This is a genomic window from Candidatus Erwinia haradaeae (assembly GCF_900698855.1).
GTDB lineage: Bacteria > Pseudomonadota > Gammaproteobacteria > Enterobacterales > Enterobacteriaceae > Erwinia_E > Erwinia_E haradaeae_F.
Genome location: NZ_LR217698.1, coordinates 38219 through 59383, shown reverse-complemented (window position 1 = coordinate 59383; position 21165 = coordinate 38219). Strand labels below are relative to the sequence as shown.

Below are 21165 nucleotides of genomic sequence, written 5' to 3'. Positions count from 1 at the left end.
AAATTTATAATGCTATCTTCATATTTTTTCCTACTTATCCAGCCTCTTCTTTGCACGTTATATTATATAATAATATTATTCATAGTTTATCTAAACTAACAGATACTACATTAACCTTATCTCCACACTTTTAAATAATAAAGAATCTCTATCATAAAATGATAAACATAAAAAAATAAAATCTAATCAATTTAGATACAACTCTTGATCCATAATAAAATATGTTTTTATTTAAAATAAATAAAAAAATCAGATAATAGTTAAATTATTATTATTTCTTCTTCTAAAAATAACATTAGAATTATTTTAATAACCAATTATTAAAAATCATGAACATCTAGAATTATCTGATAAGGAGAGAAGTTAATTGAAAATGAATATATAAATATAATCAATCTACCATATTTTGTAACATATCCCTCTATATCTATAGAAAAGACTCTATAACTTGAATTTATGAACACAAAATATATCTAATCTGTATAGTCTTAATCTATAAAATATCTCTATTATCTTTACTAACTGAAAGAAGTTATTATATAACATTATAAACAACCATTATCGTACAATTATCTTATAAATCATAAACTAAACACAAATCCAGTCAATAAAATATTGATTAAAATTATCATAACAAAAAATCAATTAGAAATAAGCAAAAAATATGACAATACATTACAATAATTTACATGTATCTATCATCACCACATAGTAAATATAATCATATTATATGATTATATATTATAATTATATTGACAATAGATATACAGAAAACATCATTATATTTCATACTACCATTATCACTAAACTTTTCCTTTAATTACAAGAAAACTATATCAACATACATGTTCACTTTTACTTAGGTGAAAAAAAATAAATATTTATTTTGAGAATCCTAAGCGACCATTAACCTCTAATATCTCAAATAATAGAGCCCCGTTTTTTTACTTCTATTACTTGTCAGACTTAAAATTCTTCTTTTTATATTAAAATCCACATCTCTTAAAAATTTGGATATAGATAATATTAATACAATCTATTATAGAATATATATTCCCATATATTAGGCTAATTATGATAATATACACTTAATCTTATCTCTTAAGTAAGATACATTGTATAATAGAAAATTTAAACAATTTATAAAATATCTCTAGTACTGCATTAGAGAAAAAATAGAAATCCCATACAATCCATATCTAAACTATACAATTACCAGCTTCTGCCTTCTAATCACGCAACACTAATATAGATAAAAATCTTTTTCTCTACTCCTCATCTGATATGATATTCTATTGTAAAATTACTTTATAAAAAAATCTTGTAATTTAATACTATCAAATCTAAATTAACTTAAAAAAATGGAAAGAATAATGCATTTATTCTTAAAGAATAAAGACTACTTAATGTTTCCTAAGTAATTAAAAATCTCATCATACATATCATTGTAATACATCGTTAAAATTATATGATAATCCCATTGACTGAATCTTTTTCTTATCCCTTTCTTATCCATTCATGACTATATATCGATATATATCTTCCTATTTTCACTAACTAATAGCTTCTTAACCCTTTCTAAACTATTAATATATCATACTTTTTTAAAAAATTACAAATTAGTTTTCCCTAAAGAAAATTTATAATTACAGTTACCAAAATCCTATATTTTACAAATCAAATTAAATAAAATACTACTAAATCGATCTTTCATACTAAAAATGATTCATCTTGTAATATTGGGTATAAATTGATCAAATTAATAATTTGCTCCCTAGTCATCCTAAAGACACCGCCGCCACCCTGGTCAAAATCTATCCATGTACACGGTATATCTGGAAACAATATAATTAAATCGGACATACTACCACCAACTTCGCAAATAAAAACTCCATCATGCGCCAAATAATCTTTTACGTCACTTAAAATACGAAGAACTAATATTAAAGCATTATCTCCAGCAATTAAACCCAGTGTAGGTTCATGAAGATATTCATCCGGTAAACACTGAACATCATTCCTACTAACATACGGTGGATTTGTTATGATTAAATCATAATTTTTATGAGACACCTCAGAAAAAAGATCCGATAATATTGTCGTAACATGTTGTTTCAAACCATATTTGAAAATATTTTTTTTAGCAACAATTAACGCATCCTCTGAAATATCTACAGCATCAACCTCGGCATCAGGAAAAACTAAAGAACAAGAAATGGCTATACAACCACTACCTGTACACATATCAAGAATCTTTTTAGGTTGACAAGAAACAAGACCAGAAAACTTTTGACTAATCAACTCCGCAATAGGGGATCGTGGTATGACTACGCGTTTATCAACATAAAATTCTTGACCACAAAACCAAGACTTATTAGTAAGATAAGAAATCGGAATACGTTCATTGACTCGACGCTCTACAAGTTTAACAACCCGCTGCCTTTCGCTATAAGTAAGACGTCCATTAGACATATCCACATTACTATCTATCGGCAAAAAAAGAATAGGTAACACCAGCTGCACAGCTTCGTCCCAGGCATTATCTGTTCCGTGACCATACCAGAGATTAGCTTCCGAAAAACAACTTACTGACCAACGCAACAAATCATGAATAGTCTTAAGCTCTTGAATAGCCTCATTAAAAATAATTTTTTCCACTTACCTCTCCAGGTATCATTTAATTGATCCAAAATTGTTATATCATAGTGATCAAGGCAAAATATGAATACAACCACATTCAAATACAGTAAAATAATATTGTTAATATTCATAACTAATTCATTTATACTACGAATATGGCAGTTACACGATAAAAATGCAATTGCCTATGTATCTTGTCAAGATAATTAGAATATAATTCATTCTCTTTCATCAATAATATAAACCATGTATAAAAAAATTCAGAGTATATACTGTAATTAGATATAATATAGATGAACTGAACAATACAATTCTTTCTTTAAAAACAAACTTAAGAGGTTAAGATATAGATATACAACATTTAGCAGAGTTGATACATTAATTAACGATTATAAATAAAAAAACATGAAGTAACCCAACAAAAACAAAACTCTGATACAAAAAAAGCCTAATGAATCTCATTTTCATCTTAACGATTAATATAATATACCTACTTATTTAATAACATTAAAAATACCAGCATTCTATCTTTGTAAAACAATTTAATTGTCATTGCCATCTATATCGTGTTCTCAAAAAATCTACGAACAGGATTTAAAAAAACGAGACAAACGCTTTAATAAAGGAATATTATCTCAATAAAATTATAATCTCCAAAGTGAACATCCTAAATAAGTCCTGCCCACTTATTACCGCTTTAATTTCTATTACTCCAAGATAAAAAATATAAAAATAAACATAAATACTCCTTTAGATTCCGAAAAAGAAGCTCAAGGAATCATAGTTTAAAACTGATCATTTTTAGAAAAGATCAATGTAGTTAGTATTAAAGCACAACGCTTCTTATTATATCCTGAACCTTGGTCTCTATCAATAATAATCCAATACTATACAAACAAAATGACTTGATTCTATCAATCACTCATAATCTATACTATAATAAAAACATATTTTTATATAAAAATTAGATTTTTTATATATCGGAAGAAAATTAGATTTTAAAATAAAAATATTACTTATAGATAAATATTGTGATTTATATATCAAATCAATAACGAACAATTTTAACTAACAAGTTAATAATATAAATATAGAAATCAGAGGTATTATTAGTTTTTGCTTCTAAAAATTCATAACTAAGGTTATAGTTTAAAAAAACTGACTTAACCTGATATAAATCTCTATGTACCACATCTGTCTATAACAATCTATTGCAATATGCAATGACTATTATCAAATAATAATATAAAGAATATTACCAAGTTGTCTGTTAGAACAAGTCTACATAAATAGAATCACTTAATAACATAAATAGAACCAAGATAGTGTAATATACCATCCTATAATATCTATAATCATCACATCTATGCAATTTGATGCAAAATAACTCTCATCCATAAAAATATTTATAATTCTTCCCATTAAGTACAATAATACATAAAATATTAATTTTTAATCACAACTAAATTCAGCAACCTATTACTATTCTAATTTTAAGAATATGAAACCACTTAATTATAAAAAGGACATACCCTATATCTATAATATAGATAGCATAATATTGTGCTATATCAAGGTGTATATATGACTAAATACTTACTAATTTTTAGTAGTACAGTTTTAATGAATAATTTTGTATTAGTAAAATTTCTTGGCCTTTGCCCCTTCATGGGGGTTTCTAAAAAATTAGAAGCCGCGATTGGAATGGGACTAGCGACAACATTTGTTATTACGCTCTCTTCAATGTTATCTTGGATAGTTAATTATCTTATTTTGACACCACTTCATCTACACTACTTACGTACAATAACATATATTCTTCTTATTGCTAGCGTTGTTCAATTTACTGAACTTATGGTTCATAAAACTAGCCCCAATCTCTATCGAGTTCTAGGTATTTTTCTTCCGCTTATTACAACTAATTGTTCTGTGCTGGGTGTGCCATTATTAAGCATGAATCTCCGCTATAATTTTATAGAATCTGCTATCTACGGATTCAGTGGATCTATCAGCTTCTTATTAATTATAGTCTTATTTGCTGGAATGAGAGAACACTTAGTATGTGCAGACGTTCCAGAGCCATTTAAGGGATCATCTATTATCCTTATCACTGCTGGCTTGATGGCAGTGTCATTTATGGGCTTTACCGGTCTTGTCAAGTCATGATATATACACTGTGTATAGCAATAGGAGCGCTGAGCGCATTGAGCTTAATATGTGGTGCTCTACTCGGTTACGCATCCAGGTATTTTATAGTAAAAAAAGACCCAATTATCGATCAAATTGACAATTTACTACCACAAAGTCAATGTGGGCAATGTGGTTATCCCGGTTGTCTCCCTTATGCCAATGCTATTAGTGTTAATAATGCAAATATTAATAAATGTGTACCAGGTGGTACTGAGACTATGCTGAAAATAGCAGATATGCTTAATATTGAGCCACAACCTCTATCTAATAGCAACACAAAAAAATACCAAAATAGCGTTGCATGGATTAATGAGAATAACTGTATTGGATGTACTAAATGTATTCATGTCTGCCCAGTAGATGCCATCATTGGGTCTAAGAGAGTTATACACACAGTCTTTAGCGATATCTGCACCGGCTGTCAAAAATGTATATCTCATTGTCCGACCCAGTGTATTGAAATTCACCCGCGCATAACCAAACCTCATTATTGGCAATAAAACCCCCTTTCTACTTAAAAAAATTACTTTGGTATAAACAATGTGGAATATGTTTAAAAAAATTAAAAAAAATAAAATATGGGATTTTCCAGGAGGAATTCATCCACCAGCAATGAAAGAAAAATCTAGCAATATACCTCTCCGCCAAATACCACTACCAAAAGAATTTATTGTACCACTAAGACAACATCGCGGCCCTGAAGGTGAGCTTAGCGTTCGACCTGGAGATACAGTATTACGTGGCCAACCTCTGACAATCGGCCATTCTCAAGCTCTACCAGTACATGCTCCAACCTCTGGAACTATTATTAAAATACAAACACATACGACAGCATTTCCCTCTCCTCGATCAGAAATGTGTATATTTATAGAATCAGATGGTCAAGATCGCTGGTGTGCTATGCATTCACTTAATAACTATCAAAAATTTAAGAGAGAAGAAATAATAACACGCCTACATGAATCAGGCATAGCTGGACTAGGAGGAGCTGGTTTTCCAACGGATAGAAAACTACGAGATAATATCAAAAAAGTTCATACATTAATCATTAACGCTGCCGAATGTGAACCATATATTACTTCTGATGACCGTTTAATACAGGAACATGCACATGAAATTGTAGAAGGTATTCGTATATTAGCATGGATTTTACTTGCTAAAAGGGTCCTGATAGGAATAGAAGATAATAAATTAAAATCTATTACCTCCCTGAAAACCGCAATAAATAACAGTACCAATCTACATGTCTGCGTTATACCAACTAAATACCCATCAGGAGGAGCAAAACAAATTACAAAAATTCTAACCGGAAAAGAAGTTTCTCACACAAATCACACCTCTGATATTGGTGTATTAGTACAAAATGTTAGCACTGTGTTTGCAATAAAAAGAGCCATAATAAACGGAGAGCCTCTAACAGAACGCGTTGTAACTCTTAGTGGAAACTCTCTGAGAAACCCAGGGAATATCTGGGCACGACTTGGAACACCAATTAACCATCTACTAAAACATACTGGTTTTACCCCTGAAAATAAACAAATAATAATCATAGGCGGCCCACTCATGGGATTTACTATACCTATTGATAACATTCCACTAGTTAAGACAATAAATTGTATTTTTACTCCTTCTACTAACGAAATTGGTAAAGATAAAATAGAAAAAAACTGCATTCGTTGTGGAATTTGTGCTGATGCTTGCCCCGCTTTATTATTACCGCAGCAACTGTACTGGTTTAGTAAAGGGAAAGAACATGAGAAAGCCCGTCAATATCATATTAACGACTGTATTGAATGTGGTGCTTGTTCTTATGTATGTCCTAGCAAAATTCCATTAGTACGATACTTCCGTCAGGAAAAAGAAGCTATTGGCACCATGGAATCAGAAAAACAACGTGCTGCACTTGCTAAAATCCGTTTTATATCCCGAATAGAACGAATAGAAAAGGAAAATATAAAAAATAAAAAAAATCTATGTTAGGTGGTTTATGATACAAAAATTGATTAATGTCTCTTTATCCAAGAGATCTTGATACACTGCAGATCATTCGAGAAAATTTATTTTATAAAATATAAATATAGACTAAAATCAAATCATTACATACAAATTTATTAGATCTTTTACCTTTGAGCAATCCATCTGCTATCCCCATGATCGAGAACCCAAATAATCAACATATTATAGACCCAATATTACAGACCCAAAACAAAAAAACTAAGATATAATGTCTAAAATTATCAAAAATAAAAAACAATTTAAACACTAATACAACTAGAAAGATATCAATATAGAATCATCAATTTTTCTACAAATGAATAAATCAAACGAACTATCCATATCTAGAATACTTAAACAATACTTAAATTAAATATCCTCTAGGACAATAAATTACATGGCTTTTCGTATTGTTAGTCCCCCTTATACGCGTAACCAGAACAAAACTAGCCGAATAATGCTATTTGTTCTACTTGCTGCACTGCCTGGAATCATTACACAATACTACTTCTTCGGTTGGGGTAACCTTATACAAATATTGATTGCCAGTATTATTGCCACTATAGCAGAAACGGTTGTTCTTTACCTGCGTCAATATCCAATTATGGAGACATTAAAAGACAATTCAGCGCTCCTGACCGCTTTACTACTTGGTGTGAGCATCCCCCCTTTAGCCCCATGGTGGGTCATAACCATTGGTACTCTATGCGCTATAGTCATTGCTAAACACCTTTATGGAGGTCTTGGCCAGAATCCATTTAATCCTGCTATGGTTGGTTATGTCATACTATTGATTTCATTTCCTGTACAAATGACCAACTGGCTACCCTTTAAGAGTCCCAATCATATCACAGCCAGTTTGACTAAAAGTCTAGATATAATTTTTGATCTTGACACTATTGATATCCCAATTATCACACCAAAATTTCAGTTAAATATTGATGGTTTTAGTCAAGCGACACCATTAGACAACTTTAAAACCAATCTCCATTCTGAGCATATCCAAGAACAACTTTTAACACAGTCGATTAATAAAAAAAGAATGACAGTTAATTTAGAATATGGATGGATAAATGCTGCTTTTTTATGCGGAGGCCTTTTCTTATTAATAACACGCATAATCTACTGGCAAATTCCAGCGGGATTTATTGGATCACTAACCCTTTTTTCTGAACTAGGATACTTTTATGACCCAGAAATTTTACTGCCACCAATTACACACCTCTTTTCTGGCGCCACAATGTTAGGTGCATTCTTCATTGCCACGGATCCAGTGACTGCTTCTACTACTAATTATGGTCGCTTGATCTACGCTATATTAATTGGCTTGATCACATGGCTAATTCGAAGTTATGGAGGGTATCCAGATGGTGTAGCCTTTGCAGTATTATTAGCAAATATTTGCGTACCTTTACTTGATTATTACACAAAACCTCGCGCTTTCGGTCACTCTCGAAAAAAATAAAATCATGATAAATACTATAAGAAAAAACGGCCTCACATTAGCAATTTTTGCTGCAATCACTACAGGGTTTACAACCATAATTCATGAATTAACTTATCCTATTATTCAGAATCAAACAATTCTAAAAAAACAACACCTTCTAGATCAAGTTATTCCCCCTGGATTATACAATAATCATTTACAAAACGCCTGTTATTTTGTATCCAACCCCGCGTTAGGGAATAACGAATCACACCGTTTATATATAGCGCGCATGAATTCAATACCTGTTGCTGTAGCAATTGAAACCACCGCTCCAAACGGTTACTCAGGCAATATTAAAATGATTATAGGAGCTAATTTTGAGGGCGTTATATACGGAACTCGTGTGATAGAACATCATGAAACACCAGGACTAGGTGATAAAATTGAATTACGTCTTTCTAATTGGATTACCAGCTTCAATGGTAAAACAGTCTTTGATCATAAAAACAATCGGTTTGCAATAAAAAAAGACGGAGGTGATTTTGATCAATTCACTGGAGCTACAATTACCCCGCGCGCAGTCGTAAATTCAGTCAAAAAAACAGCTATTTACATTAAAACCTTACCACCCCAACTAAATTCACTTCCCAGATGTCCCGAGCCAAAATAGTAAAAAATCAAATAATTATATTATAGATATCCATCTGTTCTAACTAATTCTATTAATGCTTACACAATTGATAAAATTCACTAAAAGAAGGAGATTTTTATGAAACAATGATATCCTAATTATTTTTACATGATGCCAATAAAATGCACAATACTAATATAATTAGTCAATATAAAAGTTACTTATATTTCATATATCGATACTGTATTAATTATCAGTAATAACAATTTATTATTAATTTTAGCTATCTATTCTACACTAATTTAGTGATACTATCTTAGATGTAGTAAACAAGATGTATATTTTGTAAAAACAATTTGATCTATATTAAATTCATTTGATAATTATTATCTGTAATAACGATGTATTAAAAATAAATCTATTAATCTATCCTATAACCTATATCATAATATACTAAGTTAATTCATTAGTTGGTCTAGTCTATGAAATAGATGCCAAAAATATGAAGCCTGTGTTATTTTATACATAAAATTACTATTATTAATTCTAACAAACTTTTAATAAATATATTAGACTAGTACACCATCTGCATATCTAGTATGTATATCTAAATATATACACGTCACAATAAGACAAAATAGTAAAAATAAAAACCATTGTTCATTCAATATTAAAAAATAATTAAGATAATTAAAGTTATATATCGATCTTAGATATACAATCTCATTCATATGATTAAATATTTAAGAACACTGGCTTCTCTTGGAACTCATTATTGATCATTGTAAAATATTATAATCTATTAAAATAAGCAGATAATTGCAATCTAATGCCTTTTCGCCTAGATTAAGATTATTTTTTAAAAATAAATATTGAATACTAATACCTTCAAATTAATTCTAAACTAATACTCACAACGAATACCAAGAAGTCCTTCTCTAAAATACATCAATATTTTTACTGTCCAACTCCTTTATGAAAACAACGAAAAAGCAATCATACCAACCATCGACCCAACGAGTCCTAAGATAGTTTCCATGATAGTCCATGTGATTAATGTTTCTCCTTCAGTGGCACCAGTAAAACGAGAAAATAACCAAAAACCGGCATCATTTACATGACTACATACAATCGAGCCACCGGCTATACAAATAGCCAAAGCCGCCATTTGTGCACCAGAATAATGCAATAATTCAATTACTGGCATAAGCAGACCAACTGCAGTGAGACACGCAACTGTTGCAGAACCTTGAATAATTCGCACTGCACCAGCTAATAAAAAGCATGATATTGACACTGGTAACCCAATACCAGTTAATAAATTACCGAGTTCTGGACCAACACCAGAATCTATCAATATCTGCTTAAATACACCACCAGCCCCAATTACTAAAAGAATCACACCAGCAGGTTGTAGTGCTGTGGTGCAAATCTGCATGATCTCTTCTTTTTTGATCCCTTGATAAGGAGCTAATCCGTAAATGGCTACTAAACAAGAAAGTAAAATAGCTGCAAATGGATGACCAATGAGCTGAAACCACGCATACAGATTAGTACCAGAAGGAACCCAATATAAACCAAAAGTTTTAATAGCCACTAGAATAAGAGGAAATAAAAGTAATGCTATACTCCAGCCAAATGAAGGAAGTCTTCTAACATCTATCTGAGATTGGTTATCTAGATCTAACTGAATAAACTTAACACGATGACTAATATAATGACCAAATACAGGGCCTGCAATTAACATGCCTGGAATTGCTGCACACAAACCTAATAATAACATCCAACTCAAATCTACATGCATCTGTGATGCTAACAACATTGGAGCAGGACCCGGAACCAAAAAGGCAGCAGCAGCAGCAACTCCAGCAAACAAAGGAATCACTAACTTAACCAAATTTTCACCAGTACGGTTTGCTACTGCAAATGCAATACTAATTAATAATACCACCGCAACTTCAAAAAATAACGGAAGAGCGCAAATTAACCCAGCACAACCCATAGCATAAGGTGAGTGACGTGCACCAAATCTCTTTAATATATACAATGCAATTTGATTAACCACACCACATTCATATAATATTTTTCCAAAAATAGCGCCTAAGGCTACAACAATAGAAAGAAAACCAAGAGTACCACTCATACCTTTTTGCATAGTATTTCCAATCTGTTCTAACGGCATGCCAGACAGCACCCCTGCAAAAAACGATACAAGTATTAATGCTACAAAAGCATGCATACGTGCTCTCATAACTAAAAAAAATAAAAAAAACACTGAACCAGCTGCAGTTAATAGTAAACTAAATATATTCATGCAACCTCACTATGTATTGTATTATGATTTTTAATTATTTCTTCGATAGTTTTTAATGTAATAGAAATCACTTTATCTATAGGTGGATAAATATCAATAGAGAATACATCTTTTTCTTCAGCCTCAGGAGGCTCCAAAACGGCGAATTGAGTTCGGAGCATTTGTGGTTGAAAAAAGTGCCCTTTTCGTGTCTGAAGACGTGACTTTATGACATTAAAATCACCCCTAAGATAAATAAAAAAAAGATTGGAATGACCAAATCGTAAAATATTTCGATAACTTTTTTTTAATGCAGAACAGACAATCAATGAAATCTGATTAGTGCATTGCATAGCAAATGCAGCAGCATTTATGGATTCTAACCATGGACGTCGGTCATCATCGTTAAGCGGACAACCCGAAGCCATTTTTTTTATATTAGATCGAGGGTGAAGAAAATCACCATCAAGCACAGCGGCTTGTAACTTATAGGCAACTGTATTTGCAACAGTTGATTTACCACTTCCAGATACACCCATAAATACAAAAAGATAATGATCTAAAAAGACTGTATGCATTATTATTGCTCCGGTATGATTCTCGACTACATGCTCGAAGATACTACCGATTATAATGTTTAGGGTAAAGTTAAGAAGATAACTAAGGAGATAACTAAGAATTTACATATATCAAGAAAAATGCAATAAAACATATAATAAATTAAAATAACAAATAAGATGAAAAATTAAAAGATAAATTAAAATAATATAAAGTTATGTATCATTTTTAAAATAAACCATGAATCCATATCCGTATTTACTTATGATAAATGATCAATTAATAAACAAGAAGCATTTACCATCAACCCATGAAAGACATATTTTTCTAAACAACTATAATTATCATGTAGATAATTAATAATCCTCAACCAATGTTTAACAATTTTCTTTTTTTTAAGTTGTATAATATTTTGAATCCTAAATGCTAATGATGATTAAGCTTAAGTGTACTTTAAGATAAACGCGTTATCTAAATTAGAGATATCACATAATAAGGTTGTATCCTCATAACAAATTCAAGATAAATACATGTTATGTCTAATCCATGCCAAACATGCATACATGATTCATATTATACTGATTTTTAACTAAGTAATTTAGACCGTATATATGGAATCTTAAAGACAAATTAATGATTAAACAATAAAAAATTAAAAAATAATCTGATCGAGATTTTTCTCTTGACTCTTGATATTGATGAATACATGAATCTAAAATTGAGTTGAGATTCGTGAGTTAAGCTTAAAATATTGAAGTTTATTAGCCTAATACAATTCATTATAAAATACATAGAAAACAATCCTCTCAAATATGTGGACTATTATTAATGACCTTTGTTTACTGATTAAAAAGATTTTGAATCGAATTGATATAGTTAGATTACAATTATCAATATTAAAGACCACAGAAACAATATACAAATATTAGATCAAACCAAACATTATTCAATTAATACTTTAAAACAAACTATACAAATCCAATTGCTCTGTGCAAAAATACAGAAAAGAATAAATCATATATAAATAAGATGATAATAAAATTATCAATCCCGTTGGATAACGTAGACAAGTAATCTTTATATGAACTATGATCAAATAATAATAAACTTAATACTTAAAACGTCATAATAAACATTATGTTCTTGAATGAATCAACAATGTACTACTAATCATTATCTGAACCCCTAATCTAAATATAAAAATAATTAAGTAATTCCGCTAATCTAAACTCTAGTTTCTGTTGCAATATAATAACAGATTAAAAATCTTGATTTTATAAAACTTCACTTATTTTAAGTAAATCTACTTTAGAATCGATTCTAACTGTATTAAATTAAATCTCACTTAAAAAAACTAGAACACACTTTGTTCTACTTAAAAAATTTGTTATCCTTGAGTTTTCGTAAAATTATAGTAATAGTTTTTGAAAAAAAGAAACGATAATTGCTACACTAAATAAATAAATAAATAAATTATAAACTACTCGTTAATAGACTATTTAAGAATCTATGATTAAAAATAATTAATAATAATCCTTTAATGAGATGTAAAAAAAATAAAAATTAAAATCTGAATTAAAGATTATTAATGATTATTAATGATTGACTAAAATTCTATAAAAAGTATATTTATGTCTTATGAGTCTGCATGCTCAAATCAACTCACATCAATGACGCAGGGTAAGGTACATTATGTCTGTAGAAGAAATCTCTACATCACCGAAGGAATACATTACTCATCATCTAGAGCATCTTCGAATCAATCTGAATAATCTAAAGGTTATGCATTCAAATGATGAAATAACCACATTTTGGATCTTAAATATTGACTCTATATTTTTCTCTGTTATATTAGGTATATTTTTTTTGGCTTTATTTCGTTATGCAGCTAAATTCGCAACGACTGGCGTACCTGGAAAGCTGCAGGCTTGTATTGAATTAATAATTCATTTCATCGACAAAAACGTACGCGAAATGTACCATGGAAAAAGTACAATAATTGCTCCTCTATCTTTAACTATTTTTGTCTGGGTATTCCTAATGAATTTAATGGATATATTGCCAATAGACCTGCTACCGTCGATGGGAGAACATGTCTTATTTCACCTTCCAGCATTAAGAATAGTCCCTTCTGCAGATGTTAATGTTACCCTTTCTATGGCAATAGGAATATTTCTATTAATGTTATTTTATAGTTTAAAAATAAAAGGAATAAGAGGTTTTAGTACAGAACTAATACGCAAGCCATTTACCCACCCAATTTTTATTCCAATTAATCTTATTTTAGAAGGTGTTAGCCTTTTATCTAAACCTATATCTCTCGGTTTGAGACTTTTTGGTAACATGTATGCAGGAGAATTAATCTTTATCTTGATTGCAGGTTTACTTCCATGGTGGTCACAATGGCTACTCAGCGTGCCATGGGCAATCTTTCATATCCTCATTATTTCTCTTCAAGCATTTCTGTTTATGGTTCTAACGATTGTCTATCTTTCAATGGCGTCCGAAGAATAAGAATATTAATGTAATATTCTAAAAGAAATATAGCTCTATAATAATAAAAGAATATATGATTGAATCTTAGTTTAATTTATTTAAAAAAATATAAAAACATGGAGATTATGATGGCAAACTTCAATATGGATCTATTATACATGTCTGCTGCTATTATGATGGGTCTTGCAGCTATTGGTGCTGCAATTGGTATTGGCATGTTGGGAGGAAAATTTCTAGAAGGTGCTGCGCGTCAACCAGACTTAATACCACTCCTTCGTACACAATTTTTTGTGATTATGGGTTTGGTTGACGCTATCCCAATGATAGCAGTAGGATTGGGATTATACATGATGTTTGCCGTTGTATCATAAACATCAGTTTACGTAGTCTAATTCTCTAACCTTACCACGATTAATAATGCCACGACCCTAATACAGAAAAAAGGCAATAGTTGATTTTACTAGGAGGTGCCTTTCAATGGACATTAATGCCACTATCCTTGGCCAAGCTATCGCATTTATCATCTTTGTTGGATTCTGCATGAAATATGTATGGCCGCCACTAATAAACGCTATCGAACAACGCCAGAAGGAAGTTTCTGACGCCTTTAATTCCGTCGAGCATGCTAAAAAAGACTTAGAACTATCAAAACTTAACGTAGTTAACCAGATTCAAAAAGCAAAAGATAACGCGCGGCTTATTTTAGAAGAAGCATACGAAAACCGTTCACAACTTTTAAACGAAGCTAAAACCGCCGCTATGCAAGAACGTAAAAAAATACTTACTGAAGCACAAGCTATAATTCACAAAGAACATCAACTCATGCGTGAAGATTTACGCAAACAAGTTACAGAACTTATTATGTCAGCAGTTCAACAAATAATCGAACGATCATTAGATGAAGAAGAGCATGGGAATATCGTAAACAAAATAATCAATGAACTATCATAATGAAAAACCAGAATAATGAAAAACCAGACTCTCGACTTAATTACACTAGCTCGTCCTTATGCAAAAGCAGCATTTGATTTTTCTATCAGACAAAACTGTCTGGATCAATGGCAAAGAGCATTAACATTTACTACATTAGTGATATCCTACCCATCTGTTCAGATTCTAATATCAAAACCTTTAGCACCTTATATTCTATCGGATATTTTTATAAAAATATGTGGAGATCAGCTAGATCATCATGTTCAAAATTTCATAAGGATATTATCTGAAAATAAACGTCTATCGCTTCTTTCTAACATATTGGAGAAGTTTATTCAACTTCGTACTAGATATGAGGCCATTATTGAACTGGAAATATTATCTGCCAAAAAACTAAATGTTATTCAGATGAATAACATTCAAATAGCGATGGAAAAACATTTATCCAGTAAAGTTAAACTCAATTATACGATTGACACATCATTAATAGCCGGCCTTATCATACGAATGGGTGACATAGTCATTGATGGTAGCATACGAAATCGAATTGAACAATTAACTAAGGTCCTTAAGTCTTAAAAGGAAAGAGTAAATGCAATTAAATGCCACTGAAATTAGTACATTAATCAGAGAACGTATTGCTCAATTTAATATCGTCAGCACAACTCATAACCAAGGGACTATTATTTCTGTAAGTGATGGCATCATTCGCATACATGGCCTAACTGATGTCATGCAATCTGAAATGATCAGCCTTCCCAATGACTGTTATGCTATTGCACTCAACCTAGAACGAGACTCTGTCAGCGCAGTAGTGATGGGGATATATACCAATCTATCTGAGGGTATGATAGTTAAGTGCACAGGACGTATTCTCGAAGTGCCAGTTGGGTCTGGTTTATTAGGCCGTGTTGTTAACACTCTAGGAGAAGCTATTGACGGAAAAGGAATTATTAACAATGATGGTTTCTTACCAATAGAAACCATTGCACCTGGCGTAATTGACAGAAAAATGGTTGACCAACCTCTCCAGACAGGATATAAAGCAATTGATGCAATGATTCCTATTGGACGAGGGCAGCGCGAACTAATCATTGGTGATCGACAAACTGGTAAAACCACAATCGCCATTGATGCGATAATAAATCAACGCAATTCTGGCATAAAGTGTATTTATGTTGCGATCGGTCAAAAATCATCTACTATTGCCAATATAGTTCGAAAACTTGAAGAAAATAATGCGATATCTAATACAATTATAGTTGCAGCTACTGCGTCTGAACCTGCTGCTCTGCAATATTTAGCTCCATACGCTGGCTGTACGATGGGTGAATACTTTCGTGATCGTGGTGAAGACGTATTAGTGGTCTACGATGACTTATCCAAACAAGCTGTTGCTTATCGACAAATATCTCTATTACTTCACCGACCTCCAGGCCGAGAAGCTTTTCCTGGTGATATTTTTTACTTACATTCTCGTTTACTAGAACGAGCTTCCCGAGTAAATGAAAGTTATGTAGAACAAGCTACTAACGGTAAGGTAAAAGGCAGAACTGGCTCTCTAACGGTTCTACCAATTATTGAAACTCAGACAGGAGATGTATCTGCCTTTATACCTACTAATGTTATCTCCATTACTGATGGTCAGATTTTCTTAGAGACTAGCTTATTTAATTCTGGTATCCGGCCAGCAATTAATCCAGGAATCTCAGTTTCTCGAGTGGGTAGTGCAGCTCAGACTCCTATTATAAAGAAATTATCTAGCGGAATTCGTACTGCTTTAGCACAATATCGTGAACTAGAAGCCTTCTCACAATTTGCTTCAGATTTAGACGAGGTTACTCGTAAACAGCTAAATCATGGTCAAAAAATAACTGAATTACTAAAACAAAAACAACATCTACCGATGTCCGTGGCAGAGCAAAGCCTGATGCTTTTTGCGGCAGAGCATGGATTTTTACATAACGTGAACCTACGCAACATAGGTAGTTTTGAGAAATCACTTCTAGAATACGCTTATTGTAAATATAAGACGCTATTAACTAATATTAACGAATCTGGCAATTTTAATAATGAAATAAAAGAACAAATAAACCATCTATTAGAAAAATTTAAACAAACACAATCCTGGTAAGATCCTATATTTTTATTTCAAGAGTATATTAAATAGGACCTTGCGGAGAAGCTTATGTCTAACGCAAAAGAGATACGAAATAAAATCCTCTGTGTACAAAAGACACAAAAAATTACTAAAGCAATGGAAATGGTTGCAGCTTCGAAAATGCGTAAATCCCAAGAAAGAATGGCTATGAGTCGTCCTTACGCAGAATCTATACGAAAAGTAATTACCCATATTACTTCAGCAAATTTAGAATACAAACACCCTTACTTAAATATACGCAATGTTAAGCGAAGAGGATATATAGTCATATCTACCGATCGTGGATTATGTGGAAGTTTAAATTTTCATCTCTTTAAGAAATTACTAATCCACATGCAGAACTCATATGAGAAAAAAATAGAAAATGATCTAGCTATTGTAGGATTAAAAGGAGGGGCGTTTTTTAAATCAATTGACGTTCAGATAGTTGCTCAACTACATGGTATAAACGATCAGCCAACTCTATCTAATTTAATAGGCCCTGTTCAGGCAATGCTGCAATTGTATAATAAAGAACGCATAGATCAATTGTATCTCGTTAGCAATAAATTTATTAATACCATTTCTCAGTCCCCAGAAATAGTACAACTACTACCTTTATCTCCTGAAGACAAATCTACTAATTTAATTTCAAACAAAACATGGGACTATCTATACGAACCTGATCCAAAAACTTTATTAGAAACATTGTTACAACGTTATATTGAGTCTCAAGTATACCAATCTGTCGTAGAAAACTTGGCTAGCGAACAAGCAGCTCGCATGCTTGCAATGAAAACTGCCACCGATAACGGAGAGGCTCTCATTAAAGAATTACAACTAGTATACAATAAAGCACGACAAGCTGGTATTACTCAGGAATTAACCGAGATTATTGGAGGAGCCTCTGCCGTTTAAATCGTAATTAAAAAAACAAAAATATATAGAACAAGATTAAATGCATATCAAATTCTATGATAAACTTCTCAACTATTTGAATAACTAATCCTAATCTTCTCCTAAAATATAACTAAATCAGATAAAATAACATAAAATCATAATTAGAGGATTAATCAATAGAGGATTAATAAATGAGCATCGGGAAAATTATTCAAGTAATCGGCGCAGTGGTAGATGTAGAGTTTCCTCAAGAAACTATACCAAAAATATATAATGCACTTGAAGTCTATACTCGTCAAAAACGCCTAATCTTAGAGGTCCAGCAACAATTAGGTGGTGGAGTTGTTCGTGCGATAGCTATGGGTTCATCAGATGGATTAAAACGTGGTATTACAGTATTAGATCTTCAGCACCCAATTCAAGTTCCAGTAGGAAGCGCTACACTTGGTCGAATAATGAATGTACTTGGTGAGCCAATCGATATGAAAGGAAGTATTGATTCAAAAGAACGTTGGCCCATTCATCGACCTGCACCTGCTTATTCAGAACAAACTAGCTCTCAAGAACTACTAGAAACTGGAATTAAGGTGATTGACTTAATGTGCCCCTTTGCGAAAGGTGGTAAAGTAGGATTATTTGGTGGTGCGGGTGTAGGAAAAACTGTGAATATGATGGAGCTAATTCGAAATATTGCAGCTGAACATTCTGGTTTTGCCGTATTTACTGGCGTAGGTGAAAGAACCCGTGAAGGAAATGATTTTTATCATGAGATGATTGAATCAAAAGTAATTGATAAAGTTACGCTTGTTTATGGACAAATGAATGAGCCCCCAGGAAACCGTCTTCGAGTTGCTTTAACTGGTCTAACTATAGCTGAAAAATTTCGAGATGAAGGCAAAGAAGTACTATTGTTTATTGATAATATTTATCGCTACACTCTAGCTGGCACAGAAGTATCAGCTCTATTAGGACGAATGCCTTCTGCAGTAGGATATCAGCCCACTCTAGCAGAAGAAATGGGTATGCTACAGGAACGAATCACCTCAACGAGGACTGGCTCCATTACATCAATTCAGGCTGTTTACGTTCCTGCAGATGACTTGACTGATCCATCACCAGCTACAACTTTCTCTCATTTAGACGCTACTGTAGTACTCAGTCGTCAGATTTCTGCTCTAGGAATCTATCCAGCCGTAGATCCTCTAGAATCAACTAGTCGTCAACTAGACCCTCTTATTGTTGGACAAGAGCACTACGATACTGCATGCGGTATTCAATCCCTTTTACAGCGTTACAGAGAATTAAAAGATATTATTGCCATACTTGGTATGGATGAATTATCAGAAGAAGATAAGCTAGTCGTAACACGAGCTCGAAAGATACAACGTTTTCTTTCCCAACCGTTCTTTGTTGCAGAAATATTTACTGGCTCCCCTGGAAAATACGTATCGTTAACAGATACGATACGTGGATTTAAAGATATCATGGAGGGTAAATATGATCATCTTCCTGAGCAAGCTTTTTATATGGTAGGTGTAATTGACGAAGCATTAGAAAAGGCTAAAACGCTTTAATAAAATTAAATAAAGAACTGCGTTAGAGATATCCAAAATACCATACACAGTACTATTACATCAACTTTATAAATAGGAATTTTCTATGATCTCAGGTTTTCAGTTGGACGTTGTCAGCGCAGAACTACAAATATTTTCTGGCATTGTGCAAAGCATCCAAGTCTCAGGTAGCGAAGGCGAGATGGGTATTAGGTCCAACCATACACCAATTTTAACATCAATCAAACCAGGAATGGTTCAAATACTTAAAAAAAATGGTGCAAAAGAAATTATTTATCTCTCTGGTGGTATATTAGAAGTACATCGTAATATAGTTATGATTTTAGCTGATTCTGCCATTCGTGGAAATAACTTGGATGAAAAACGCGTGGCTTCTGCAAAAAAAGAAGCTATGGAAATCATAAAACAACATAATTGTGACAGCGATGTCATAGAAGCATCTATCAAATTAACAAAAGCATTAGCACAATTACGTGTAATTGATCTAATTAAAAAAGAAAACATATATATCAAAAACCTAACCAATATTGTGCATTAAAAATACCATTTAAGAATCTCTAAAGTGCACAATAACAAGCCTTCTTGTAAGTCCTCTCACAATTCCTAACTCAATCTGTATCAAGAAGATTGATGCCTTCATTTTAACGATTGATTATAGACTGCATATACAAAGCATGAATTATAAACGTCATTTTAGATAACATCTACTACTAATAGAAAAAATTCTAAAAATATCTAATAATCACCAACAATCTCACGATCATGACTAATTACTTTCCTTGTATTATAATAATTTAGAAAGTGATCTTCTTATTATGGTTATAAAAGAACGTCCGATTTAAACCAAAATATGATCCTCATATCTGAAGCACGCTATATCTTTTCTCAGAGTTCTATTTAATTATATTAATCTTTATTCTTCTCTAATCTAAACAAAAAAAATATTCATGACCCCTTGAAAGACTGAAAAAGTGACCATACTTATAATAATAAGAGAGTTATAAACCTATTTCATCCTAATTTCTAATTTTCATTAAATTGTACTAAGAGGAGAATTATAAATGAATATTCGCCCATTACACGATCGCGTAATAATCAAGCGTGAAGAAATTGAATCTAAATCAGCGGGAGGAATTGTATTAACTGGATCTGCAGCAGGAAAATCTACCCGAGGAAAAGTCTTAGCAGTTGGTAATGGACGTGTATTGGAAAATGGCAACATCAAACCATTAGATGTTAAAATAGGTGATATCGTTATTTTTAATGAAGGATATGCAGCAAAAACCGAAAAAATTGATAATGAAGAAGTTCTGATTCTTTCAGAGAATGAAATTCTCGCGATTATTGAGGCATAAAACACGCCATTGACGAAACTTAACTACATGG

The 21165-nt window shown here is 31.9% G+C and carries 16 protein-coding genes and 1 pseudogene; 14 read left to right on the top strand and 3 right to left on the bottom strand.

The window, feature by feature from the left end; translation table 11 throughout:
• Nucleotides 1-1710: 1710 nt before the first annotated feature.
• Nucleotides 1711-2658: a 50S ribosomal protein L3 N(5)-glutamine methyltransferase gene (gene prmB / locus HACICURT3053_RS00190; RefSeq protein WP_157991764.1), complete on the bottom strand. Its 948-nt coding sequence runs from the start codon at nt 2656-2658 to the stop codon at nt 1711-1713.
• A gap of 1566 nt (nt 2659-4224) precedes the next feature.
• On the opposite strand from prmB, the gene rsxA reads away from it, so the two are divergent.
• The 5 genes and pseudogenes from rsxA (at nt 4225) to rsxG (ending at nt 8924) form a co-directional block, all read left to right on the top strand.
• Nucleotides 4225-4806, top strand: coding sequence for an electron transport complex subunit RsxA (gene rsxA / locus HACICURT3053_RS00185; protein ID WP_157991763.1), 582 nt, complete (start codon nt 4225-4227; stop codon nt 4804-4806).
• Entirely contained in the window at nt 4806-5330 is a 525-nt protein-coding gene (rsxB, locus tag HACICURT3053_RS00180; RefSeq protein WP_157992281.1) for an electron transport complex subunit RsxB, read from the top strand. Before rsxA ends, rsxB begins: the two co-directional genes overlap by 1 nt.
• A gap of 40 nt (nt 5331-5370) precedes the next feature.
• A pseudogene (gene rsxC, locus HACICURT3053_RS00175) lies at nt 5371-6786 on the top strand (electron transport complex subunit RsxC); the annotation flags it as partial.
• A 436-nt stretch (nt 6787-7222) separates the two neighbouring features.
• Entirely contained in the window at nt 7223-8290 is a 1068-nt protein-coding gene (gene rsxD, locus HACICURT3053_RS00170) for an electron transport complex subunit RsxD (RefSeq protein ID WP_157991761.1), read from the top strand.
• Between the two features lie 4 nt (nt 8291-8294).
• Nucleotides 8295-8924 carry an electron transport complex subunit RsxG gene (gene rsxG, locus HACICURT3053_RS00165; RefSeq protein ID WP_157991760.1) on the top strand — a complete coding sequence of 210 codons (630 nt, stop codon included), beginning with the start codon at nt 8295-8297 and terminating at the stop codon, nt 8922-8924.
• A 934-nt stretch (nt 8925-9858) separates the two neighbouring features.
• Here the strand turns inward: rsxG and gntU are convergent.
• Nucleotides 9859-11199, bottom strand: coding sequence for a gluconate transporter (gene gntU, locus HACICURT3053_RS00160; RefSeq protein WP_157991759.1), 1341 nt, complete (start codon nt 11197-11199; stop codon nt 9859-9861).
• The gene (gntK, locus tag HACICURT3053_RS00155) at nt 11196-11756 is read right to left on the bottom strand and encodes a gluconokinase (protein WP_157991758.1); all 561 of its coding nucleotides are present in this window, start codon (nt 11754-11756) and stop codon (nt 11196-11198) included. The genes gntU and gntK overlap by 4 nt, the downstream gene beginning before the upstream one ends.
• A gap of 1672 nt (nt 11757-13428) precedes the next feature.
• On the opposite strand from gntK, the gene atpB reads away from it, so the two are divergent.
• The 9 genes from atpB (at nt 13429) to HACICURT3053_RS00110 (ending at nt 21134) form a co-directional block, all read left to right on the top strand.
• Entirely contained in the window at nt 13429-14250 is an 822-nt protein-coding gene (atpB, locus tag HACICURT3053_RS00150; RefSeq protein WP_157991757.1) for a F0F1 ATP synthase subunit A, read from the top strand.
• A gap of 110 nt (nt 14251-14360) precedes the next feature.
• The gene (gene atpE, locus HACICURT3053_RS00145; RefSeq protein WP_157991756.1) at nt 14361-14603 is read left to right on the top strand and encodes a F0F1 ATP synthase subunit C; all 243 of its coding nucleotides are present in this window, start codon (nt 14361-14363) and stop codon (nt 14601-14603) included.
• Between the two features lie 106 nt (nt 14604-14709).
• Nucleotides 14710-15183: a F0F1 ATP synthase subunit B gene (locus HACICURT3053_RS00140; RefSeq protein ID WP_157991755.1), complete on the top strand. Its 474-nt coding sequence runs from the start codon at nt 14710-14712 to the stop codon at nt 15181-15183.
• Between the two features lie 15 nt (nt 15184-15198).
• Nucleotides 15199-15744: a F0F1 ATP synthase subunit delta gene (locus HACICURT3053_RS00135; RefSeq protein WP_157991754.1), complete on the top strand. Its 546-nt coding sequence runs from the start codon at nt 15199-15201 to the stop codon at nt 15742-15744.
• Between the two features lie 13 nt (nt 15745-15757).
• On the top strand, nt 15758-17299 hold the full coding sequence (atpA, locus tag HACICURT3053_RS00130) for a F0F1 ATP synthase subunit alpha (RefSeq protein WP_157991753.1): 1542 nt from the start codon (nt 15758-15760) through the stop codon (nt 17297-17299).
• Between the two features lie 54 nt (nt 17300-17353).
• Nucleotides 17354-18223: a F0F1 ATP synthase subunit gamma gene (atpG, locus tag HACICURT3053_RS00125; protein ID WP_157991752.1), complete on the top strand. Its 870-nt coding sequence runs from the start codon at nt 17354-17356 to the stop codon at nt 18221-18223.
• 173 nt (nt 18224-18396) lie between these two features.
• Nucleotides 18397-19779, top strand: a complete 1383-nt coding sequence (gene atpD, locus HACICURT3053_RS00120; protein WP_157991751.1) for a F0F1 ATP synthase subunit beta — start codon at nt 18397-18399, stop codon at nt 19777-19779.
• Between the two features lie 85 nt (nt 19780-19864).
• Nucleotides 19865-20317 (top strand): F0F1 ATP synthase subunit epsilon, encoded by a 453-nt coding sequence (locus HACICURT3053_RS00115; protein ID WP_157991750.1) that lies wholly within the window; start codon nt 19865-19867, stop codon nt 20315-20317.
• A 523-nt stretch (nt 20318-20840) separates the two neighbouring features.
• Complete coding sequence (locus tag HACICURT3053_RS00110; protein ID WP_157991749.1) at nt 20841-21134, top strand: co-chaperone GroES; 294 nt, start codon at nt 20841-20843, stop codon at nt 21132-21134.
• The last annotated feature ends 31 nt before the right edge of the window (nt 21135-21165 follow it).